The organism is Acinetobacter sp. YH01018, from assembly GCF_013420295.1.
Classification (GTDB): domain Bacteria; phylum Pseudomonadota; class Gammaproteobacteria; order Pseudomonadales; family Moraxellaceae; genus Acinetobacter.
On the sequence record NZ_VOYL01000002.1, the window covers coordinates 86,008 to 105,868 of the forward strand.

Sequence of the window (19,861 nt, forward strand, 5' to 3'; positions counted from 1 at the left end):
AGACCTCTTGGAGATACATCACGGAATTAAAGTGATTGTTCATCTAACAGTAATTGCGCTTCACGAAGGTTCAGTGTGCCTTCGTAAATGGCGCGACCGGTAATGGCACCTAAAATGCCCGGCTGGCCTTTCAAGTTACGGACATCATCCAGATTGGTCACACCACCAGAGGCAATCACAGGAAGACCTGAATAAGTCGCCAAGTTAACAGTTTGCTCGATGTTTACACCCTGCATCATACCGTCACGTGCAATGTCGGTATAGACAATGCTTGATACGCCAGCATCAGCAAAACGTTTTGCAAGGTCAGTCGCTTTTACATCTGTGACATTGGCCCAGCCATCGGTTGCCACCATGCCATTCATGGCATCGATACCGACAATGATGTGGCCGGCAAATTTCTTGCATGCTTCTTCCACAAACTCAGGATTTTGAACTGCTTTGGTCCCGATAATCACAAAAGACACACCGGCATCCAGATAATGTTCAATGGTTTCCAGTGAACGGATACCACCACCAATTTGAATTGGCAGCTCTGGTTGTGCTTTGGCAATGGCTTCAACCACAGGTTTATGAATCGGTGTACCTGCGAAAGCGCCGTTTAAATCCACCAAATGCAAGCGACGTGCGCCTTCATTGACCCAATGCTGTGCAGTTGCAACCGGATCGTCAGAGAATACGGTATCGTCTTCCATACGGCCTTGTTTTAAACGGACACATTTGCCATCTTTCAGGTCAATTGCAGGGATGATCAGCATGCTTTCGCTCCTTGCCCAATCTTATTGAATTCATTGTGTTCCATCTTAGCAAAGTATTGGCAAATCTCTAAGCATGAGTTGCAGCTTTTATTTTGTTGGGGCGAATGCGTAACTTTAATGTGGTATTGGGAATATGTTTGGGCAGCAAGCCTAAGCGCAGTAATTCTTCAAACACTAAAACCGGGGCATAGGCATCGGCAGCCGCATAGTCAATCTGCTGAGGAGTCAGCGTTTTACGTGCCCAGTTCGAGGTGCTGGTTTTTTTACTTTTGGGAAAGTTCACCTGAAATAGAAGTGCCATGGCATTTTTCAGTCCCATTGGATTGGTAAAGCCAAAAGCAGAAAAGCATTTCGACAGTTCAATCACACTGTTTAGTTCAATACCTTTTTTACGGAATAGATGGGCATCATTTTTTAAGCCAAAGCCAACTTTAATCTGGTCACGGCTGGCAAAAATCGGCTTTAAAAATTCCCAAATCTCATCATTCATTTGGAACAGGTAGGCTTTGTCCAAGGTCGCCAGCTGAATCAGATGCGGTCCGGTTGCAACTTCGCCCTTTTCAAAGGTGGGTTTGGATTCGCTGTCAAAACCCAGAACAGCATAGTGTGTTAATTCTGCTTCCAAAGCATGACATTGTTCCAGGCTGTGAATTACCTGAATCTGTTGCATCGGAAGGTTTTTAAATAAAGGGAAGGCCTGAATTTGTTCTTTGCCGGGCAGGGTGTAAAGCAGTTGCTCTTCCATAATCATCAATAGTTTTCTTGGTTTGTATTCAGCTTAATCGCTTTTCGTATTTTAGGCAAAATAAAAGCCCAGTCGAAACTGGGCTTTTTAAAATAAGTTGGAAGAGCCTTAGATATCCCATTCCACAAAGTTTTTCAGTAACTGCAAACCGGCAGTATGACTCTTTTCCGGATGGAACTGGGTAGCGAACAGGTTTTCTTTATGCAGCGCCGTACAGAACTCTAAACCATAGTCACAGGTGGCTGCCACAATGCTCTTGTCTTCAGGTTCAACATAGAAACTATGCACGAAATAGAAACGCGCATCCTGTTCAATGTCTTTCCACATTGGATGGCTTGGGTCTGCCTGATGCACCTGGTTCCAGCCCATGTGTGGCACTTTTAAACCGGCCATATCCGGGAAACGCTTTACTTCACCGGCAAAAATACCTAGCGCATCTGAACCGCCATTTTCTTCCGAGTGTTGCATTAAGGCTTGCATGCCGACACAGATCGCCAGCACAGGCTTATTGAATACGGCATGGCGTACCACTTCATCAATACCTGCTTCATGCATGCCTTGCATACAGTCACGCATGGCACCGACACCCGGAAAGACGATTTTATCGGCTTGGGCAATCAGTTTGGGATCATTGGTAACATCTACAGTTGCGCCGACATGTTCCAGGGCTTTGGCTGCGGAGTGTAAATTTCCCATACCATAGTCAAGAAGGGCAATACGGGTCATTACAAAGTACCTTTGGTTGAAGCAACAGTATTTTCTGCACGTGGATCGACTTCACAGGCCATACGGAGTGCGCGGGCAAATGCTTTAAATACGCTTTCGATCTGGTGATGGCTGTTTTTGCCTTTCAGGTTATCAATGTGCAGGGTCATTAAGGCGTGATTCACAAAACCTTGAAAAAATTCAGAGAATAGATCAACATCAAAGCTGCCAATACGTGCGCGAGTGAATGGAATATCCATCCACAAGCCCGGACGACCAGATAAATCAACCACAACACGGCTTAAAGATTCATCCAGTGGGGCATAGAAGTGACCATAACGACGTAGGCCTTTTTTATCACCCAGGGCTTGGGCAAATGCCTGACCTAGAGTGATACCACAGTCTTCTACGGTGTGATGGTCATCAATTTCCAGGTCACCATCACAATGAATATCAATGTCAAATAAGCCGTGTCGCTTGATTTGATCAATCATATGATCTAAAAATGGAACACCTGTATTGAGAGTGCCTTGACCTGTACCATCAAGATTCACACGAACTCGGATTTTGGTTTCGTTAGTGTTTCTTACCACTTCACTGATACGTTGCGTCATAGACACGTTCCTCAAAAACGATGATGTAAAATGTTTTTTTCGCGATGACGAAATTATCGCATATTAGATTGCTCAGGAGGGTTAATCAATGCCTATTACCGTACATGCTTATACTTCACTAGAAAATGACGAAGTGCGCAGCCAGCTTGAGCGACTGTATGACACCAGCCCGGAATTTGGGGATGGGCAGGATGCCATTGAACAACTAGAGCAAAACTTGGCTCAGTATACCTTAGTTTACACAGCAGAATTTAATACTAAACTGATTGGGGCAATTTGGTGTACCGGGCAGGGGGAAAGCCGGACGCTGGAAAATATTGTGGTCCATCCAGCTAACCGTGGACGTGGAGTCGCAGAACGACTGGTCAGTGAAGTGTGCCGAATGGAAGAAGAAAAAGGCGTGAAGAGGTTTGAACCGGGCTGTGGAGCCATTCATCGCTGTCTGGCACATCTGGAAAAAATTTAAGCCTGATAAAAATAAAAAAGCAGCCATGGTGCTGTTTTTTTATGCCTGAAAATAATGCTGGCTTAGATGATCCATTGAATTTTAAATAAAAAATAAGCAAATAAACATCAATTTGCCTTAAAAGTAAGCACTTGCTTGAAAAAGCTAAAAACCTGCTTGACTGAAAAACACTTAAACTGTTTAATACGCGACATCGGCGTGATAGCTCAGTAGGTAGAGCAACGGATTGAAAATCCGTGTGTCCCCAGTTCGATCCTGGGTCTCGCCACCATATTTAAAATCTATTTCAAGATTTCAATCCCTGATCCCATCAGGGATTTTTTTTGGGTAAAAAATATTCGATTAAATAAAAATGTCATGAATTATATTGACTATTGAGAACAGATACGGCTTAATACACCGCATCGGCGTGATAGCTCAGTAGGTAGAGCAACGGATTGAAAATCCGTGTGTCCCCAGTTCGATCCTGGGTCTCGCCACCATATTCAAAAAAACCTCAAACACTGTTTGAGGTTTTTTTTTCGCCTCTAGGTTGGTCATAGAGAATTATAATTACATGCAAAGCGCATTAAAATTCCAAGAAAAATTGCATACCCATAATAGATTCAAGAAAGTGAAAAAGACCGTTTATCCGAGTCAAGGTGAGCCAAAATTGATTTTCAGGTAGGCTATAAAACGTATACGGTTGCAGTGAAAAATTTTTTTCTTGCATGGTGTAAAACTGCATTGTCCTGAAATTACGTTGCGAGACAAGTTTATGAAATTTATAAAAATATATCCTTTGCTGCTGATATTGGGCTGTCCATGGAGCATGATGGTCCACGCGGATGACGCGGTGACCTTACCCACCCTGCACGTACTGGCCGAGCCAGAGTTACGTACAGAAACCGGGATTGTGCCGTATCAGAATGATGAAAAAAATCTCCGTGCTTTACAGCATCAAGTTATTCGTAATTCACGTGAAGCACAAAACTTTATGATCGACAGCCATGTGGTTGCCAATCTGGAAATTCAGCCCTTACAAGCACAACCCGACCTAAATTCGTTATCGCCCTTTCTACAACAGTATGTATTGAGTATTGCTCAGGGTTTACAGTCGAGTGATCCTACACAAGGCTTGTATATTATGTTGCAACCCTTTGGTATAAACCGTAGCAACAGTATGCAGCATATTGATCGTAGCAATAGCAACAGTATGCAGCCCATCGATCGTGATATGCATATACAGCTCGACCTGAAAAATGTCAGCATTGGTACGATTGAACATTCTATAAATAATTTTTCTGTACCTGAGCTACCGACACCGAAAAAGTAATCATTTTTCTTTTGAAAAAATCCTTAGCTTTGCCAGCGAAGCCTATATTTGCCGCCGCGAGAAAGTGGCAAATGCCTGCGCAGTTGAAAATTGGGGCTGTTTTCAGCCTGTGAGCTAGTCATGTTCTTCAGAGATCATTACTCCGTTATATGCTCAGCCAGTCGGGAACCACCGGGTCAGTTTTAATCCTGCCCAGAGCTGGAAATTGGCTCCATACGATGTTAAATATTATCAATTGAATGATCAGCGGGTGCTCATTGCCCAGACCAGTTTTAGAATTGATCAGGTCATTGATTAAATTTATAAATATTATGAGCATCGTTAAATGAAAGATCTGTTTTCTGATGACAGCTTGCGCTATAAACAGGCCCGTCCGGCTTATTCTGCAGAAATTGTCCAGGAAATTTTAAAGCATGTACCTGAACGAACTTTTGCCTGGGATTGTGGTGCCGGTTCGGGGCAGTTTACCCAGCTTCTGGCACCGTATTTCGAGCATGTGGTGGCGACTGATATTAGCGCAGCGCAATTACAGCAGGCCCCTTATTTTGAAAATGTCAGCTATCAGCTACAGGTGGCAGAGCAGACCACGATTCCGGAGCACTCCGTCGATTTGGTGACGGTGGCACAAGCGATTCACTGGTTTGATTTCGATGCATTCTATAAAGAAGTCAAACGGGTGCTTAAACCTCAAGGGGTGCTGGCGGTTATTGGCTATGGTCTCATTCAGGTTCAGGATGCGGCAATCAATGCCTTGGTTCAGCAGCTGTATGCTGAAACCTTAAAAGAGTATTGGGATCGTGAACGCCGTTATATTGATGAGCTGTATCAAACCATTCCGTTTCCTTTTTATGAGCAGGCAGTTCCAGAGCTGCGCCTGGAATATCGATGGACTCCGCAGCAGCTGATCAGTTATTTAAACACCTGGTCGGCGCTCAAGCATTATCACGACCACAACACGGATGACCCGCTGCAGCCGATTTCAGAGGTTTTGCAAGCAGGACCAGAATACTTAGATGTAACATTTCCTGTACTTTTGCGCGTCGGAATGCGAGAAAAATAAAGATTATGACGGAATTTTTATGTCAGCAGGGCAGCCTAAGCAGGAGAAGATAAAAATCTGATTTATAGAAACATGGTTCAGCACAGCACTTTTTTATAGACGCAGATTTGATGTTTTTTCAGTAGGTGAAATGAACCGGTTTTTTAACGAAAGTTAGAATGTCTTGCAAGACCACTGGTCCGGGGCAAGTGGCTGAAAGGCGCATAAACTATACAATTATAGCTGTCGACGGTTGTTTATTTACTTCAATTCATTGTTGAGTAGAACTGCCATGAAGCTGCTAAAAAATTTATCCTGCGCAATTGTCATGATTACCGCAAGCTTTTCTATTTCCTCTGCTTTTGCCGATATAACGGATACTACCGGATTAATCCCCTTAACAGACTCCAAGTTAAGCGCTGAAACCACGCGAGTTATTGAATATCGTGAAGATCCTCAAAGAGAGCGAGTTTTGCAACATAGAATTATGCAGATCCAGCTAGATACACAAAATTTTGTGGTTGACCCCACTATGTTGATGACCATCGATCTAGTTCCTGAAGCACCTATGCCAGACATCAACAGCTTGCCATGGGTATTGCAGCAATATGTTCTGGCGATTGCCCGCGGTTTGCAGTCACCTGATCCACGAGAAGGTCTGTATATTATTCTTGCACCTTTTGGGATAGACCGTAGAGCAGTCAATGTACAAATCGCTAGAGAGCAACTTTCCTTGGGTATTCTGGAAAATACCTCACAAAATGACATCATCAGACAGTTGCAACAACAGCGAACCAATACACCGAATAATGCTATTCGCTAGTTGGGCAGTATGTGGATCACCATCTTTTTCACGCTAACTAAAAAAGGATGCTCATGAATGGCATCCTTTTTACGGTTAAAATGCGCGATGCAGATTAAGCCGCAGATTTTTTAAACCAAGAGAAGAAGCCTTTTTTCTCAGCTTTGACTTCAGTTTTAGCAGCATCTGCTTTTTCAGCAACGCTTTCTTTTACTTCAGCTGTTTTGGCTACAGTTGCATCTTTTGCAGCGACAGTTTTAGCAGCAGTGGCATCTGTTACTTGAACAGTTTTAGCAACAGTTGCGTCTTTCGCTTCCACCGCTTTTGCTACAGCTGCGTCTTTAGTTGCTACAGTTTTAGCTACAGCGGCATCTTTAGCGGCTTCTGTTTTGTGAGCGGCAGTTTGAGTGGCAACGACAGCTTTTTCTTTTGCTACTACGGTTTTAGCAACAGTGGCATCTTTTAGCTTAGCTGTTTTGGCTACAGTTGCATTTTTGGCAGCGACAGTTTTATGTGCAGCAGTTTTGCTTTTAAGCTCAACATTTTCTTTTGTTGTAGCAGCTGCTGCTTTAACAGTGCTTGCGGTTTGAATGGTGTCTGCTTTTACTTGTGCTTTTAATGCGGCAACCTTGGCAGCTGGCGTGGTTTCTACAGCAGTAGCAGCCATAGCAGAGGTTGTACCTGCAACTACAGCGATAGTGATAGCAGTTTTAATCATATTCATGGGAATTACTCAATCGTGAGAATTAAGAGGTTTTTTGTACTGGTTATATTAATGCTAGGGCGATTCATTTTTTAAAAGGGAACACGTTAGTTGGGCCTAATTGTGTGAATATTCAACTAAAATTACAGATGGATAACATGATGTTGCAGGTGAGTTACATTGCTTTTAAGTTTTTAGTTGGGTCCGGGTTAAATTAAAGAGAAATGGATATTTTTGATGAGCACATGATTTGTTTTTCTTGCGTTTTTCCCGGCAAAGCGATCATGCCGTTGAATATCTGCGTTTCATCTTTTTAAACATGACAGTTTTGCAATAAGACTGTCATTTGTTATTCAAATTCGGTTGCTAGATTAAAACCGTTGCAAAGGTCACATTATAAAATCTAGGCAGGTGAGTCATGAAAACCCTACACGTTTTTGATGATATTCAGCATGTATACAGTGAATTTGTTGAAAATAAAAAATACCCAAAACTGGAAAGCCTGAACAATTGGGGTAAAAACCGTTTTTTCTTTAATCAATACTTTAAAATGATTGAAGATTGGCATCATACCGAGCAGATTGTGATTCAGTTCAATCAGCAGTATTACAGTCTGGATACCGGTAGCGCCCCTGACTTTATGGACCAAGAAAAATATATGGAATGGTTGCGCGAACAACTGCTGCATTAAAAAATATTTATCTCGCTTTTAAAGTTTCCCCAAAAACTGTCCGTATCGGGCAGTTTTTGTTTTTCTATAGGGTTTTTAGTTTGCCTGAATGGCATCTCATTGGCTTATTTCATTCTGCTGTGGAACGGGCTATGCTAAAACATAGATCATCAACTGATTGAGTCAGCCCGACCACCGACCGATGCTTTGGAGTACAGCCTTTTATGCAACAGCTGATTTGTTATAAAGAACTTCCTGTCTGGACACAACAGACTATTCCGCAAGGGTTTAAAAAACAGCACAATACCAAAGCCGGTACCTGGGCAAAACTGACGGTATTCAAGGGCGAGCTGCATTTTGCCATGCTGGAAGAATCGGGCGCGGTAAAGTCTGAGCATGTTTTTAACCCAGAGCAGCAGCCTCCATTTATTGAACCGCAGGCGTGGCATAAAATTGTTTCCGCCAGTGACGACATTGAATGTCAGCTCCAATTTTACTGTCTGCCACAGGATTATTTTTATAAAAAGTATCAGCTTTCACCCACTCACTCGGAAATTTTGGCTGCTACGCCGTATTTGCAAGGTGGCCGTGCCTTGGATGTGGGATGCGGGCAGGGGCGTAATGCACTGTATTTAAGCCAACATGGCTTTGAGGTGGATGCCTGGGATGTCAATGAAAACAGTCTGCAAACCTTAAGAAAGATCATTCAGTCTGAGCAGATTGATAATATTCATGTGCAACAACGTGATTTAAATGCAGACCCAAGTATTAGTGGCCGTTATGACTTTATTTGCTGTACCGTGGTGATGATGTTCTTGCAGGCCCAAACGGTTAGACCTTTGATTGCACAGATGCAGCAAGCAACCGAAATAAATGGCTTTAACCTGATTGTCTGTGCGATGGATACCGATGATATTCCTGCGCAGCCTGACTTTCCTTTTACGTTTAAAGCAGGCGAGTTAAGTGCCTTGTACGCGGGCTGGAAGATTGTGAAATACAATGAAAATGTCGGTGAGTTGCATCGGGTCGATGAGCAGGGCAATCGGATTAAACAGCATTTTGCGACGTTGCTGGCGCAGAGGGTTAAATAAAAAAAATAAGCTCCTAAGAGCTTATTCAACGATTTTTAATTTTGGTCTTTTTGAGTCTTTATATTCTTTAAATAAAGTTAGGGAGTTAAATGTTAAGTTATCAAAGTCCTCTTCAGAAATACCAATTTCACTAAGCATATCATTAACTGAAAAATTACCCTTTGCATCTAATAATTTTAACAATTTTAGATGCAAAATTGACTGATCATGATGAGTTGGGTGGGGCTCATTTTTGTGATAACCTAAAGAATTGATCTTCATACAATTGCTTCTGTAAACCCAATCTGTCAGTCGATTCAGTTTATGTGATTTGTAATTAATAGCTTGTAGTGAAACGCGCCAATAACTTTTATATTTGAGCATATTATTAATGCTCATTTCTTTCGGAGCTAATAAAAGAAAACTTTCATCAGGCATTAAAAAGCAAGAGGCAAAGCGATCAGCTTCACTTTCGCGTTTTTTATAATCGATTTCATCATTTGGTGTTTGTGTATCATAAATATGCAAAAAAATATGAGCTAATTCGTGTGCGGCATCGAATCTAGTTCGTTCTGCAGATTTAAAAGTATCCAAAAGGACAAATGGCTGTCCATCAAGCGAAATAGATAAAGCGTCGACTTCTCTAACATTTAATGGGAGTGAGAAAACTTTTATTCCTTTAAGCTCCAATAAGGAAATAATATTATTAATAGGCTGTACACCTAATCCCCATTCACTCCTTACGCGTAAAGCAGCGATTTCTGGTGAGTCTTCACTATCTGGATCAAGGTTGTAATCATCTAAGATATTAAAAACCGGCAGGTTTTTAATATTTCTAGAAAAGTAAGAGCTAATAGTTTCTGCTAAAGAAATATATTCTGCAATTGCATTTGAATGGGATGCTTTGATTCTAGCTCTTGCCCTGAAATTCACTTCAGACATACTGAAGGTTGTTAAATTTTTAACATCAAAAAATGACAATGGAACATTAAAAAGTTGAGAAGCCTTTTTCCAAAAATCATGAGGTAACGTTCTTTCCCCACTTAAGTACTTTTTAAAAGTTGCTAATGGAATATCTAAGGCTTCAGCTGTTTTAGAATGACTGAAACCGCGCAAATTTTGCGCGGCTTTAATACGGTCAAGTTGATACATACAAATTCTCGTTAAAGCAAATTATTTAACTCATGGGAATTAAATAGCTTGTAAATCTCCGAAGTCATCTTCGGTAATCGGATTATTCTCATCCGGAATTGGTGCTTCATATGCTTCTGGAGCATTAGGAGAGTCAGACACGATTAATCTTAAAGTATGATTAATCGGGTAGCATTTAGTTTTTTCACCTTCAGATGATACCTTATAGATACCAGTGGCATATGCGATTTCAAAAGGTAAAAAGTCGCTATTTTCTAGATCAAGTAGAGTACTTGGTTGATAGTAAACTATAAAAGTTCTAAAAAAATTAGCATCTGCATAATGTGATTTGTTTGCTAATAATTTGAGTTCAGTTGAGTGACCTTTATGGCATTTAGAAGTGATGACATTTAATTCATTACCAAAAGCCTCATCTAAAGGAGACATAAATATTAACTGTACATTTTTAGCTTGATGCACAAGGCAGGGTTGTCGATTTTTATAAATCAAAGACCACCCAAATGGTTCTAAGGCTGTAGTAGCATGTTCACAGATATCTCCCCATCGCCCCATAGCACGACTAGGATTTATTTTCTTACGAAGAGCATACGCATTATTAGCTAAACGGAAAGCTTGTTGTAAACCCTCAGTAATATCAAGTCCGAGTTCAATGAGCTTGTTATTAGCTTCATCTCCTCGTAAGACCTCACAAGGAATTTGATTTAAGTCATTCCAATTTATACTATTAAACGCATGCTGCATAAAAACCTCAAGAAATAAAAATGTATCTAAAATATAGCATCATTTGATGAATAAAAAAGGTTACAAAACTGAGCTTTTATTCTAATTTTGTGTCGAAATATTTCATGAAAAACCCCGCAATAAGCGGGGTTTCTTTTTATCTCAGTATTTAATTAAACATTAAACACGTTCGATAATCGTTGCGATACCTTGACCCAAACCAATACACATAGTCGCAAGACCAATTTGTGTATCTTGTTGTTCCATCACGTTCAGCAATGTAGTCGTGATACGCGCACCAGAACAACCCAATGGGTGACCCAAAGCAATTGCACCACCGTTCAGGTTCACACGGTCTTGCTGGTCATAAATGCCTAAGCCTTTAAGAACAGACAAACCTTGTGCAGCGAACGCTTCGTTTAACTCAAAAGTTTGGATGTCAGAGATCGACAGGCCAGCACGTTTAAGCGCTTTTTGCGTTGCTGGAACTGGACCGTAACCCATGATCGCCGCGTCACAGCCTGCAACCGCCATAGAGCGGATGACAGCACGTGGTTTAAGACCAAGCGCTTGAGCACGTTCAGCAGACATCAATAACATTGCAGAAGCACCGTCAGACAACGCTGAAGATGTCGCCGCAGTTACAGAACCGCCTTTAGGGTCGAATACTGGACGTAATGCCTGGAACGCTTCAAGGTTTGCATCTGGACGAATGACTTCGTCGATGTCGCACAGGATTTTGAAGCCATTAGCATCATGACCTTCAATACCAATAATTTCGTTCTTGAAACGGCCTTCCTGAGTTGCAGCCCAAGCGCGGCGGTGAGATTCCACACCAAACGCATCCTGTTCTTCACGAGTGATACCATTCATGCGACCTAACATTTCAGCAGTTAAGCCCATCATGTTAGATGCCTTGGCATAGTGCTTAGACGCTTCAGGGTTGATGTCGATGCCGTGCATCATGCCAACGTGGCCCATATGCTCTACACCACCAATGATGAAGATATCACCCTGATTGGTTGCAATTTGCGCCGCAGCAGCATGGATTGCCTGCATAGATGAACCACAAAGACGGTTAATCGTTTGACCTGCAACAGTTTTAGGCAAGTCAGCCAATAAACCAATGTTACGGGCAATGTTCATACCTTGTTCAAGCGTCTGGTTGACACAACCCCAGATCAGGTCTTCAACTTCGTTGACATCAAACTGGTTACGGGCAACCAAAGCACGAACCAATTCAGCAGACAAGCTGTCAGCACGTACATTGCGGAACATACCGTTTTTGGATTTACCCATTGCTGAACGTACACCATCAACGATGACAACGTCACGCGGATTTAAAGTAGCCATTCACGTTGCTCCTTAACCGTAGAATTTTTTGTTGTTAGCAGCCATGTCGCGCAACATTTGTGGCGCTTCATAAGCCTTACCTAAGTGAGCGTATTTGTCGCAAAGTGCAACGTATTCAGCAACACCTGTTTGGTCGATGTAACGGCATGGACCACCGCGGAATGGAGGGAAACCGACACCCATGATCATCGCCATATCTGCTTCAGAAGCAGTTGCTACAATGTTGTCTTCCAGGCAACGAACAGTTTCGTTACAGAAAGTCAGCATCATGCGGTCAATGATTTCCTGAGCATCGAATTCGCGTTTTTCCGCAGTTGCCACAGAAGCAACCAGCTCATAAGCAGTTGGATCAACCACTTTGGCTTTTTTGCCTTTACGGTCTAATTCATATTTGTAGAAACCAACGTCGTTCTTTTGACCCAAACGTTTTGCTTCGTACATGGTTTGAATCGAACCTTTAAAGTCCGGTTTCATACGGTCAGGGAAGCCTTCAGCCATCACTTCTGCACCGTGAACGCCTGTGTCGATACCGACAACGTCCATCAGGTAAGCAGGACCCATAGGCCAGCCGAATTTTTCCATTACTTTATCGATTTGCTGGAAGTCTGCACCATCTTTAAGAAGAAGGTCGAACGCACCGAAGTAAGGGAATAATACACGGTTCACAAGGAAGCCCGGGCAGTCGTTCACCACGATTGGGGTTTTACCCATTTTCTGAGCTAACACAACAGTCGTTGCAATCGCTTCAGCAGAAGTTTTCTCACCACGGATCACTTCAACCAGTGGCATCATGTGTACCGGGTTAAAAAAGTGCATACCGACGAAGTTTTCAGGACGTTGCAGGTTTTCAGCCAGACGGGTGATTGAAATGGTTGAAGTGTTAGAAGCAATGATCGTGTTTTCACGAACGTTCTTCTCGGTTTCAGCCAGTACGATACCCTTCACTTTAGGGTTTTCTGTTACCGCTTCAATCACGATATCCACTTCTTTAAACTCTTCGTAGCTTAAAGTCGGGCGGATGCGAGCAAGGGTTTCACCCATTTGTGCAGGTTTCATTTTCTTGCGTTCAACTTGTTTTGTTAACAAGCCATTCGCTTCTTTCATACCCAATGCAAGTTGTGGATTACCAATGTCTTTCATGATGATTGGTGTGCCTTTGCTTGCCGCTTGGTAAGCAATACCACCACCCATGATACCCGCACCAAGTACAGCTGCCTGGTTTACAGGATGAGCACCTTTTTCATATTTCTTAGAAGTTTTCTTCACCACCTGGTCGTTGATGAATAGACCGATCAACGCGCCAGCTTGTGGAGTTACCGCAGCTTTAGCAAAACCTTCAGCTTCTACTTTTAATGCTTCGTTACGTGGAAGGCTTGCACCTGCCTGTAAAGAATCAAGAAGAAGTTTAGGCGCAGGGTATTGCGCAGGGTTTGCTTTTGCAAGTACCGCACCTTTCGCCGTATTGAACGCCATCATTTGTTCAAGCGGGTTCAATTTAATAGGGTCTAATTTTTCCTGGCGTTTTGCTTTCCAGTCTACACGGCCAGTAAGTGCTTGTTTAACCAGGTCAATCGCAGCGTCAGTAAGTTTGTCCGCAGCCACAACCGCATCTACAGCACCGTCTTTAAGTGCAGCAGCAGGTTTTTTAGGCGCAGCTATTGCCATCCATTCAACCGCATTGTCGATACCAATAACACGGCTTAAACGAACAGTACCACCGAAACCAGGGTAGATGCCCAGTTTGATTTCTGGAAGGCCGACTTGAGCCGCTTCTGACATCACACGGTAGTCACAGACCAAGCACATTTCAAAGCCGCCGCCCAATGCCATACCATTGATTGCAGCAACTTTAGGAATCTCTAGATCTTCAAATGCATTGAAGATGTCGTGAACAGGCAAAGCCCAATCCACAATCGCTTGTTCGCCTTGAGCGAAGTTTTCACCAAATTCAGTGATGTCTGCGCCAACGATAAATGTTGATTTACCTGAAGTAACAACTAAACCTTTAATCGTGCTATCTGCTTTTACAGCTTCAATGGCAGCTTTAAAATCTTCAATTGTTGCACGGTTAAATTTGTTGACCGACTCACCTTGTAAGTCAAAGCGGAATTCTGCAATTCCGTCCGAAAGCATTTGGACGGTAATGGCATTGCCAGCGTGGATCATGCCTGATCTCCTTTATTTTGGAGGACTTCTAAGTTGATGTTGTGAAGCATGTACGCCTTTTTTCCTGCGTACATTTATGCTTCGCCAATCTTACGATAACTATATCCAAAAAGAACATAACAAGTTGTATCAAGCCGTGACGCTAGGGTCATCAATTTTTTTCAACAAATCCTGAGGCTTGGCAACCCTATTTTTACTGTAGCTGTTAAAAATGTAATGAACTTTTTGTTTAGATTAAGGTTTTCTAATAATGTCGTGCTTATTTATAGCGGGTACAAGTGTGCTATTTCAAGTTTTTTATGGCCTTGTTTTGGTCAAAATAGTCAATCGATCCCAATTTTCAGCGCAGCGTAGGGAGCTTGAAACTGAAGTAAAAGTGACATATTTGCAGTCAAATACCTGTTTGAGTATTTGACTACAAGCATGAGGATAACAAGGATTATTCGGGCTGAATGATCAATTGCCCATCTGCATAGCTTAAAGTGAGCTGTGTTTTTTCCGGATAATTTAAAAAATACACCGCCAGAATTGGTTCCAGTTCAGTGCGCATTTTGCGGGCTAAATGGCGTGCACCAAAACGGATGTCATGATCTTTATAAAAGTGTGCTTTGGCTGCATCGGTCAAAACCACCTGACGTTTTTGATGCTGCAGGCGCTGATTCAGTTTTTGCAGTTCAATGTCCACCAGTTTCGGCAGGGCATCATCCTGTACCGCCTGATAATGCAAGGTGCGATCAATGCGGTTTAAAAATTCCGGATCGAATTTCTTAAACATCACTTTTTCAATAATGGTTTTGGTCGGCATTTTTTTCAGGCAGATATCCTGCATTTTCTTGGGCAAGAAATTCAGTTTATCTAGATATTGCTGTGCTGCCTGTGCACCAACATTACTGGTCATAAAGATCATGCAGTTACGAAAGTCGATGGTTTTAGTGCCTGAAGTGAGGGTCAGCTTTCCGGTATCCAGTACATTCATTAAACCGCGAATGACTTCTGTGGAGGCTTTCTCCAGCTCATCAAATAGCACAATCCCCGGGCGGGTATGACTGCCTGCAATGGCGGTTTCATCAAACAGGCTATGACCTTCTTTGGAGCCGACATAGCCCGGAGGTGCACCGGTAATGGCTGCCGCATAGTGTTCTTGTGCCAGAGTGTTCATATCGATGCGGCAAAAGGCATCAGGACGGCCGTAAATTGCTTCGGCAATCAGGCGTACCGTTTCAGTTTTACCGACACCGGTCGGGCCGAGCATCAAGGTCACGGACAAGGGACGCTCGGGACTGGAAAAATCGGCTTTGACCACGTGCAGCATTTTTTCAATTTCATTCAGGGCAGCATCCTGACCAATAATGCGCTGTTTCAACAGCTGCATGACTTCAAGTGGTTCAAAATGAAAACGCGGCTTGCCAATCAGTTTATCTTTTTCAGATGTGCTATGCGTTGCAGTGTCGGGTTTGACGATATGCATGGCGTGATTGGGAGTCGTCATTCAGTTTGATCCAAATTGTTCAGATGGCTTGAGCATAGCAAAATAAGCGCAATTTACTTATAGCTTTTAGCAATCAGGTGATTGCTGGAACTTTGTATGATCGTGATAAAAACAGACCATTCGCTTGAAAATGGCATGAAAACCATCACATCATGTAGCAAAGTTTATGCAATTTAAATCAGGCTGAATGTGAACGAAAACGCACGAGAACATATTGAAAAGATTCTGGCCCATATGACCACTTTACCGGGCGTGTACCGTATGTTGGGTCAGGATGGCGAATTGCTGTATGTCGGCAAGGCCAAAAATCTGAAAAACCGTGTGTCCAGCTACTTTGTCAAAACCATTGAACATCCGAAAACGCAGGCTTTGGTGGCGCGTATTTATGATATTGAAACGTTGGTAGTTCGTTCGGAAACCGAAGCTTTATTGCTGGAACAAAACCTGATCAAGCTACATCGTCCGCCGTATAACATCATGCTGCGCGATGACAAATCCTATGTCTATATTTTTGTGTCCAGTGACAAGCCTTATCCGCGTATTGCGGCCGGTCGAGGCAAGGGCAAACATCAGCTCGGCAAGTTTTTTGGACCGTATCCGAGTGCCTATAATGCCCGGGATACACTGGTGGTGCTGCAAAAACTGTTTAATGTACGGCAGTGTGAAAACAGCTATTTCTCCCAGCGTAAACGTCCGTGTTTGCAGTACCAGATTAAACGCTGTAGCGCGCCCTGCGTCGGTTTAATTAGCCCTGAAGAATATAAAAATGATGTAGACAACTCGATTCGCTTTTTACAGGGTGATACCAAAGAATTGAATCAGGAATTGATTCAGAAAATGGAAGAAGCCGCTGAAAAGCTCGAATTTGAAAAAGCTGTATTTTATCGTGATCGTATGGCACTGCTTCGTGATGTGCAATCGCAACAGGCGATTTATAAACTCAAAGGTGAAGCCGATATCTTGGCGATTGCCTATCATGCCGGGGTGACCTGCGTGCAGATCATGCATGTACGTAATGGCAAAATGCTGGGGGGTAAAAGCTATTTCCCGGATATGCTGGGTGATGATCTGGGCCAAATGCTCTCCGACTTCATGGCGAACTTCTATTTTCAGGTGGCGGATGAAGTACCTGCTGAGTTGATTATCAATGTCGAGCTTCCGGACCGCAAAGAGCTGGAACAGGCCTTGCAACAGGAATTCGGCAAGAAAGTCCAGATCAAGCACAATGTCCGGGAAACCCGGGCCGAATGGCTGGAATTGGCCAATATGAATGTGCAGCACGCCATTAAAGGCCAGCTGGCCAATCATTTTGAACTGAATGAGCGTTTTCATCAGCTGGAACAGGTGGTGGGACGTCCGATTGACCGGATTGAATGTTTTGATATCTCGCATACCATGGGTGAAGCCACGATTGCTTCCTGTGTGGTGTTTGATTCGGGCGGTGCACGAAAACGCGATTACCGCCAGTTTGCCATTGATGATATTACCGGCGGTGATGACTATGCGGCCATGCGTCAGGCACTGACCCGCCGTTATAAAAAAGCCATGCTGCCGGATTTACTGTTGATTGACGGCGGTAAAGGTCAATTGCATATGGCTATGGAAGTGATGCAGGAGTTGGGGCTGGATGCCTTTATGGTCGGAGTTTCCAAGGGCGAGGGGCGTAAACCTGGTCTGGAAACCTTGCATTTTACTGATGGTACAAAAATCCAGTTGCCAGAAGACCATAAAGCCCTGCACCTGATTCAGCAAGTACGCGATGAAGCACACCGTTTTGCCATTACCAAACATCGGGCCAAACGCGACAAGAAACGTGGCTCGTCGGTACTGGAAGTGATTCCCGGACTGGGGCCGAAACGCCGCCGTGACTTGCTGACCCATTTTGGCGGTATACAGGGGGTACTGAAAGCATCGGAAAATGACTTGAAGCTGGTGCCCGGGCTGGGCGATGTGATGGCTCGTACCATTTATAAGGTATTGCATGAATAAATTCGGACAGATTGGCCAAAGTGCTCACTGACGCAGCAGTCATTGATCATTCACAACAGTCCAAAATAAGTGAAAGATAGAGCCAATAAAAAAATCCAAGGGACGAAGGATGTCACTGCGCCAATTATTCACTGCGATCGAACAGGACGAATGGGTCGATATTCCGCAAGGCTGGTTACAGGGGCGCACCATTTATGGTGGACTGGTGGCCGGGATGATGATGCACAAAGCCTTGCTGGCGGTTGCAGATGCAGAAAAACAGTTGTTAAGTACCAGTGTGACCTTTGTTGGTCCAGTGCAAATGGCAGCGGTCCAGTTGAGTGCTGAAATTTTACGTCAAGGTAAGTCCGTGACCACGGTTGAAGTACGGCTCTGGCAGGACGATGCTGTGCAAAGTATTTTGATTGCCAGTTTTGGCATGCATCGCCAGTCGACTATTTCCGTACAACAGGAACGACTTGCACCTGAATTTCCTATGCCTGAGCAATTAAACATTGCGGAGCATCATCCTTTAGCCCCGGAATGTTTTGGACAGATGGATCTGGTCTGGGTAGATGGACAGTATCCATGCACTGGCAGTGTGAAACCTGATTTTAGTGGCTGGATGCGTTTTAATCCGGATCGGCATGACAATCGGGAAATGAGCATCGCCGACTTGATGGTGGCCTTCGATATGTGGCCTCCTGGCGTTTTGCCGATGTTTAAAACATTCGCACCGGCCAGTTCGCTGACCTGGCATGTGACCTATGTGCACCCTTTAAACAGTCATCTGCATGATTGGTTTAAATATAAAGTATTTACCGATTATGCAGCTGAAGGTTATTCGACCGAGTATGCTCATCTTTGGGATGCAGCAAACAGATTGATTGCGATTTCAAGACAGACAGTTACCGTGTTTGCCTAGTGACACTTTATAGCAATTCGTATAAAGTGACTCTCACTAACGATGAATCAATCCTCAAAATATGTGTGGTTTTTCATTGTACATAAAGGGGAAAAATTGGCGGTGTCTATGACTACAGGTCGCATCCTGAATATTCCAAATATCTTGACTTTGGCGCGTATCGCTTTAATACCTGTTTTCTTGCTGGTGGCCTATTGGCCCCCTGCAGTTGGTGTTTCAGGTCATGATGCAAATATGACTCGTCACGTTATTTTAACAGCCATTTTTGTCATTGCTGCTGTAACCGACTGGTTTGATGGCTATTTGGCCCGCTCACTCAATCAAACCTCCGCATTTGGCCGTTTTTTAGATCCTGTCGCAGATAAGCTGATGGTTGCAGCTGCATTAATTGTTCTGGTGCAATGGCAACCGAGCATTTCTATGGCCTTTGCAGCAATCGTGATTATTTCGCGTGAAATTACGGTTTCTGCCTTACGCGAGTGGATGGCAGAGCTAGGGGCACGTACCAGCGTGGCTGTCTCGACTGTAGGTAAATATAAAACCGCTTTCCAGATGATTGCGATTTCAGTATTTTTACTGAATTGGCAACCATTTGAAATGCTGGCTTATGCATTGCTTTACACTGCTGTAGTGCTGACGTTATGGTCGATGTTTATTTATTTAAAGGCTGCATGGCCCTATTTAAAACAGCCCTAGGTTCAGCTTTAAAAATAAAAAACGTCCTAAAGGGGGCGTTTTTTTATTTCTATAAGCCTTTCGGGGAAAGATAAGGATTAAAAATAGCAAATAAAAAAAATCCTAGATTTTGGGGGAAACCTAGGATTGAAATCGGGGATATTTATAGTTGTTATAAGATGTTTAACCATCTACTTGAAACCAAGTATAGGGGAGGACAACTGCCAAATCATGTAGGTTATTGTATTGTAATGTATCGTTTTATTGAGAAATGTAGTTTTGAATTACAGTTATTTCTAAATGTTTAAAAGGTTTATGGAATAAGTAGAATTTTTAAAATTACCAAATAAATAGAAAATGAATGCCTAATTTGGATTTTTCAGAAAAAATAAAAAGGCCCTATAAGAAATGTTTTTGACAATTACATTACCCGGAAACGAATATCGTTAGCATGGATTTAAGTGAATAGCTTCCTCAGCTAAAAAGGGAATCTTTTCAGATTCCCTTTTGATAATCAAAACTACGC

The 19,861-nt window shown here is 43.0% G+C and carries 19 protein-coding genes and 2 tRNA genes; 11 read left to right on the plus strand and 10 right to left on the minus strand.

Annotated elements, in window-relative coordinates; genetic code table 11:
- Positions 1-26 precede the first annotated feature (26 nt).
- The 4 genes from hisA to hisB form a co-directional block, all read right to left on the minus strand.
- Positions 27-758 (minus strand): 1-(5-phosphoribosyl)-5-[(5-phosphoribosylamino)methylideneamino]imidazole-4-carboxamide isomerase, encoded by a 732-nt coding sequence (gene hisA, locus FTT83_RS01345; protein ID WP_086197722.1) that lies wholly within the window; start codon positions 756-758, stop codon positions 27-29.
- Between the two features lie 67 nt (positions 759-825).
- Positions 826-1,503 carry a 3'-5' exonuclease gene (locus FTT83_RS01350; RefSeq protein ID WP_180042038.1) on the minus strand — a complete coding sequence of 226 codons (678 nt, stop codon included), beginning with the start codon at positions 1,501-1,503 and terminating at the stop codon, positions 826-828.
- 108 nt (positions 1,504-1,611) lie between these two features.
- Positions 1,612-2,229 carry an imidazole glycerol phosphate synthase subunit HisH gene (gene hisH / locus FTT83_RS01355; protein ID WP_166170690.1) on the minus strand — a complete coding sequence of 206 codons (618 nt, stop codon included), beginning with the start codon at positions 2,227-2,229 and terminating at the stop codon, positions 1,612-1,614.
- Positions 2,229-2,822 carry an imidazoleglycerol-phosphate dehydratase HisB gene (gene hisB, locus FTT83_RS01360; protein ID WP_086197720.1) on the minus strand — a complete coding sequence of 198 codons (594 nt, stop codon included), beginning with the start codon at positions 2,820-2,822 and terminating at the stop codon, positions 2,229-2,231. Before hisB ends, hisH begins: the two co-directional genes overlap by 1 nt.
- A gap of 88 nt (positions 2,823-2,910) precedes the next feature.
- On the opposite strand from hisB, the gene FTT83_RS01365 reads away from it, so the two are divergent.
- The 6 genes from FTT83_RS01365 to FTT83_RS01390 all read left to right on the plus strand — a co-directional run bounded on the left by FTT83_RS01365 (position 2,911) and on the right by FTT83_RS01390 (position 6,465).
- Positions 2,911-3,288 carry a GNAT family N-acetyltransferase gene (locus tag FTT83_RS01365; RefSeq protein ID WP_166170689.1) on the plus strand — a complete coding sequence of 126 codons (378 nt, stop codon included), beginning with the start codon at positions 2,911-2,913 and terminating at the stop codon, positions 3,286-3,288.
- Positions 3,289-3,483: 195 nt separating this feature from the next.
- A tRNA-Phe gene (locus FTT83_RS01370) sits at positions 3,484-3,559 on the plus strand.
- Between the two features lie 135 nt (positions 3,560-3,694).
- Positions 3,695-3,770: transfer RNA gene (locus tag FTT83_RS01375), tRNA-Phe, on the plus strand.
- A gap of 332 nt (positions 3,771-4,102) precedes the next feature.
- Entirely contained in the window at positions 4,103-4,603 is a 501-nt protein-coding gene (locus FTT83_RS01380) for a hypothetical protein (RefSeq protein ID WP_225530211.1), read from the plus strand.
- Positions 4,604-4,928: 325 nt separating this feature from the next.
- On the plus strand, positions 4,929-5,663 hold the full coding sequence (locus tag FTT83_RS01385) for a class I SAM-dependent methyltransferase (protein ID WP_166170688.1): 735 nt from the start codon (positions 4,929-4,931) through the stop codon (positions 5,661-5,663).
- A 271-nt stretch (positions 5,664-5,934) separates the two neighbouring features.
- Positions 5,935-6,465, plus strand: a complete 531-nt coding sequence (locus FTT83_RS01390) for a hypothetical protein (protein WP_180041987.1) — start codon at positions 5,935-5,937, stop codon at positions 6,463-6,465.
- Between the two features lie 94 nt (positions 6,466-6,559).
- Here the strand turns inward: FTT83_RS01390 and FTT83_RS01395 are convergent, their stop codons facing one another.
- Complete coding sequence (locus tag FTT83_RS01395; RefSeq protein WP_166170687.1) at positions 6,560-7,168, minus strand: hypothetical protein; 609 nt, start codon at positions 7,166-7,168, stop codon at positions 6,560-6,562.
- A gap of 397 nt (positions 7,169-7,565) precedes the next feature.
- Here FTT83_RS01395 and FTT83_RS01400 point away from each other — a divergent pair, with 397 nt between their 5' ends.
- On the plus strand, positions 7,566-7,838 hold the full coding sequence (locus FTT83_RS01400; protein ID WP_086197715.1) for a hypothetical protein: 273 nt from the start codon (positions 7,566-7,568) through the stop codon (positions 7,836-7,838).
- 203 nt (positions 7,839-8,041) lie between these two features.
- The gene (tehB, locus tag FTT83_RS01405) at positions 8,042-8,908 is read left to right on the plus strand and encodes an SAM-dependent methyltransferase TehB (protein WP_180041989.1); all 867 of its coding nucleotides are present in this window, start codon (positions 8,042-8,044) and stop codon (positions 8,906-8,908) included.
- Positions 8,909-8,929: 21 nt separating this feature from the next.
- On the opposite strand, the gene FTT83_RS01410 is transcribed toward tehB, so the two are convergent.
- From FTT83_RS01410 to FTT83_RS01430, 5 genes are all read right to left on the minus strand, one after another.
- On the minus strand, positions 8,930-10,039 hold the full coding sequence (locus FTT83_RS01410) for an ImmA/IrrE family metallo-endopeptidase (protein ID WP_180041991.1): 1,110 nt from the start codon (positions 10,037-10,039) through the stop codon (positions 8,930-8,932).
- A gap of 39 nt (positions 10,040-10,078) precedes the next feature.
- Complete coding sequence (locus FTT83_RS01415; protein WP_180041994.1) at positions 10,079-10,780, minus strand: hypothetical protein; 702 nt, start codon at positions 10,778-10,780, stop codon at positions 10,079-10,081.
- Positions 10,781-10,939: 159 nt separating this feature from the next.
- Positions 10,940-12,112, minus strand: a complete 1,173-nt coding sequence (gene fadA / locus FTT83_RS01420; protein ID WP_180041996.1) for an acetyl-CoA C-acyltransferase FadA — start codon at positions 12,110-12,112, stop codon at positions 10,940-10,942.
- Between the two features lie 12 nt (positions 12,113-12,124).
- Positions 12,125-14,278, minus strand: coding sequence for a fatty acid oxidation complex subunit alpha FadB (fadB, locus tag FTT83_RS01425; protein ID WP_180041998.1), 2,154 nt, complete (start codon positions 14,276-14,278; stop codon positions 12,125-12,127).
- A gap of 439 nt (positions 14,279-14,717) precedes the next feature.
- Positions 14,718-15,767 carry an AAA family ATPase gene (locus FTT83_RS01430; protein WP_180176161.1) on the minus strand — a complete coding sequence of 350 codons (1,050 nt, stop codon included), beginning with the start codon at positions 15,765-15,767 and terminating at the stop codon, positions 14,718-14,720.
- Between the two features lie 189 nt (positions 15,768-15,956).
- On the opposite strand from FTT83_RS01430, the gene uvrC reads away from it, so the two are divergent.
- The 3 genes from uvrC to pgsA all read left to right on the plus strand — a co-directional run bounded on the left by uvrC (position 15,957) and on the right by pgsA (position 19,356).
- The gene (uvrC, locus tag FTT83_RS01435; protein WP_180042002.1) at positions 15,957-17,756 is read left to right on the plus strand and encodes an excinuclease ABC subunit UvrC; all 1,800 of its coding nucleotides are present in this window, start codon (positions 15,957-15,959) and stop codon (positions 17,754-17,756) included.
- Between the two features lie 109 nt (positions 17,757-17,865).
- Positions 17,866-18,660: an acyl-CoA thioesterase II gene (locus tag FTT83_RS01440; RefSeq protein WP_166170680.1), complete on the plus strand. Its 795-nt coding sequence runs from the start codon at positions 17,866-17,868 to the stop codon at positions 18,658-18,660.
- Positions 18,661-18,768: 108 nt separating this feature from the next.
- A complete protein-coding gene (pgsA, locus tag FTT83_RS01445; protein WP_166170679.1) occupies positions 18,769-19,356 on the plus strand; it encodes a CDP-diacylglycerol--glycerol-3-phosphate 3-phosphatidyltransferase in 588 nt (195 codons plus the stop codon).
- The last annotated feature ends 505 nt before the right edge of the window (positions 19,357-19,861 follow it).

Bases quoted from the DNA above. Each gene is read 5' to 3' on its own strand.
- hisA (WP_086197722.1), bottom strand. From the start codon at position 758: ATGCTGATCATCCCTGCAATTGACCTGAAAGATGGCAAATGTGTCCGT.
- FTT83_RS01350 (WP_180042038.1), bottom strand. From the start codon at position 1,503: ATGGAAGAGCAACTGCTTTACACCCTGCCCGGCAAAGAACAAATTCAG.
- hisH (WP_166170690.1), bottom strand. From the start codon at position 2,229: ATGACCCGTATTGCCCTTCTTGACTATGGTATGGGAAATTTACACTCC.
- hisB (WP_086197720.1), bottom strand. From the start codon at position 2,822: ATGACGCAACGTATCAGTGAAGTGGTAAGAAACACTAACGAAACCAAA.
- FTT83_RS01365 (WP_166170689.1), top strand. From the start codon at position 2,911: ATGCCTATTACCGTACATGCTTATACTTCACTAGAAAATGACGAAGTG.
- FTT83_RS01380 (WP_225530211.1), top strand. From the start codon at position 4,103: ATGGTCCACGCGGATGACGCGGTGACCTTACCCACCCTGCACGTACTG.
- FTT83_RS01385 (WP_166170688.1), top strand. From the start codon at position 4,929: ATGAAAGATCTGTTTTCTGATGACAGCTTGCGCTATAAACAGGCCCGT.
- FTT83_RS01390 (WP_180041987.1), top strand. From the start codon at position 5,935: ATGAAGCTGCTAAAAAATTTATCCTGCGCAATTGTCATGATTACCGCA.
- FTT83_RS01395 (WP_166170687.1), bottom strand. From the start codon at position 7,168: ATGAATATGATTAAAACTGCTATCACTATCGCTGTAGTTGCAGGTACA.
- FTT83_RS01400 (WP_086197715.1), top strand. From the start codon at position 7,566: ATGAAAACCCTACACGTTTTTGATGATATTCAGCATGTATACAGTGAA.
- tehB (WP_180041989.1), top strand. From the start codon at position 8,042: ATGCAACAGCTGATTTGTTATAAAGAACTTCCTGTCTGGACACAACAG.
- FTT83_RS01410 (WP_180041991.1), bottom strand. From the start codon at position 10,039: ATGTATCAACTTGACCGTATTAAAGCCGCGCAAAATTTGCGCGGTTTC.
- FTT83_RS01415 (WP_180041994.1), bottom strand. From the start codon at position 10,780: ATGCAGCATGCGTTTAATAGTATAAATTGGAATGACTTAAATCAAATT.
- fadA (WP_180041996.1), bottom strand. From the start codon at position 12,112: ATGGCTACTTTAAATCCGCGTGACGTTGTCATCGTTGATGGTGTACGT.
- fadB (WP_180041998.1), bottom strand. From the start codon at position 14,278: ATGATCCACGCTGGCAATGCCATTACCGTCCAAATGCTTTCGGACGGA.
- FTT83_RS01430 (WP_180176161.1), bottom strand. From the start codon at position 15,767: ATGACGACTCCCAATCACGCCATGCATATCGTCAAACCCGACACTGCA.
- FTT83_RS01440 (WP_166170680.1), top strand. From the start codon at position 17,866: ATGTCACTGCGCCAATTATTCACTGCGATCGAACAGGACGAATGGGTC.
- pgsA (WP_166170679.1), top strand. From the start codon at position 18,769: ATGACTACAGGTCGCATCCTGAATATTCCAAATATCTTGACTTTGGCG.